Below are 1,621 nucleotides of genomic sequence, written 5' to 3'. Positions count from 1 at the left end.
GTATTTGGTGCATTTAGCGCTATGATGATGACATTAAAAGCGTTGCCACTTGCATACAATAAAGATATGCAAGAAGACAAAGAAGGCCTGTTTGACGCTATGCCAACATGGCTTGCATGTATTCATATGGCGCAAGCGTGTATTAAAGGCGTAAAAGTAAATGGTGATAAAACGTTAGCAGCGGCAAAAGGCGGCCACGCTAATGCCACCGAACTTGCTGATTACTTAGTTGCTAAAGGTGTGCCATTTAGAGAAGGGCATCACATTGTGGGTGTACTTGTACAGCTTGCGATTAGCGAAGGTAAAACGCTTGAGGAGCTATCACTTGAGCAGTACAAATCAGTAAACACTGTATTTGAAGATGATGTTTACCCAGTACTTGAAATTGATGCGTGTATAAAAGCGCGTCAAGCGCTTGGTGGGACGTCTATTGAGCAAGTAACTAATGCTGTTAAAGAAGCCAAAAAAAAACAGCAAATAACGGTACGTGATGCAAATTTAGATGATGTAGAGGCAATTGCAACACTTATACAGCATTGGGCAACGGTAGGCGAAAACCTGCCTCGTGCAAAAAGCGATATGGTGCACTCCATTAACGAGTTTGCCGTTACTGAAATAAATGGAAAAGTGTCAGGTTGTGCATCGTTATACATTTACGATACCGGCCTTGCTGAAATACGCTCATTGGGTATAGACCCAAAAAGTAAAGTGACGGGGCAGGGTAGACAGCTTGTAGAGCACCTACTTGCTAAAGCCAAAAAATTGGCACTTAACCGAGTTATTGTATTGACCCGTGTCCCCGATTTCTTTGAACAACAACGTTTTACTTTTTGTAGCAAAGACTCTTTGCCTGAAAAAGTAATGAAAGATTGTGAACTTTGCCTTCGTAAAGAAAATTGTGACGAAGTAGCAATGGAATATATTTTGAAGCTAAGTACACGTGCGGAGATCCCGTGTAAATACGTAGCTTAAACTCCCTGGATACAAAAAACGTACGGTTATCCCTGTGCGTTTTTTTATATTTGCAGCAAACTGGTCGGAGCTGTTTGGTTTGATTATATTTTTGAGTGAATTTTAATGCGTCAAAAAAAGTTGGCACATTGATTGCTAATTATTAGGTAGATAGCAAAATAGCTATCACTGCTTAAAACAGGTAATGCATTTATCTACATAATAATGTGGTTAAAAGTTGCACCAAATATAATTAAAACTTTTACAAGGATCAATCACATGCAAGTTTCAGCTAATAGCCAATTACAAATGCAAGCATACAACAAAACACAACAATTAAAGCCTGCAATCGAACAAACTGCTAGCCCTAAAACCCTGCAATCTGATACAGTGAGCTTTTCTCAAGAGGCTATTGCTGCAGCTGGTGCAGAATTACAGCGCGGTGGTGGTATGATACCTATAAAACCTAAGTGATTAATTAAGGTTATAAATGTTTTTAACTGAGTTTTTTGGCTTTTTTTCCCTTTCTGCATTTACAATGTGGGGGTTTTTAATGGCATTTTTTTTCAATGTCTTTGTTTACTCCCTAAATGTAAAAAGAGATACAAACCTATTGTTCAGTTCGTTTGTAATGATGGTTTCTTATACACTATCAGATTACTTCTTTACA

At 38.4% G+C, this 1,621-nt stretch carries 2 protein-coding genes and 1 pseudogene; all 3 read left to right on the top strand.

Translation table 11 applies throughout. From position 1 onward, the window contains the following. The coding region (locus tag H5072_RS18875; protein WP_182694440.1) for a GNAT family N-acetyltransferase at positions 1 to 972 on the top strand (972 nt) is incomplete at its 5' end. 258 nt (positions 973 to 1,230) lie between these two features. Further along, positions 1,231 to 1,425: a hypothetical protein gene (locus tag H5072_RS18870; RefSeq protein WP_182694439.1), complete on the top strand. Its 195-nt coding sequence runs from the start codon at positions 1,231 to 1,233 to the stop codon at positions 1,423 to 1,425. Positions 1,426 to 1,441: 16 nt separating this feature from the next. Continuing rightward, a pseudogene (locus H5072_RS20930) lies at positions 1,442 to 1,621 on the top strand (hypothetical protein); the annotation flags it as partial.

The organism is Pseudoalteromonas sp. SR45-5, from assembly GCF_014163565.1.
GTDB lineage: Bacteria > Pseudomonadota > Gammaproteobacteria > Enterobacterales > Alteromonadaceae > Pseudoalteromonas > Pseudoalteromonas distincta.
The sequence above is the reverse complement of the archived record's forward strand: the minus strand, read 5'-3'. Positions and strand labels throughout refer to the sequence as shown.

Excerpts from the sequence above, each read along its gene's own strand:
- H5072_RS18870 (WP_182694439.1), top strand. The coding sequence starts at position 1,231 with ATGCAAGTTTCAGCTAATAGCCAATTACAAATGCAAGCATACAACAAA.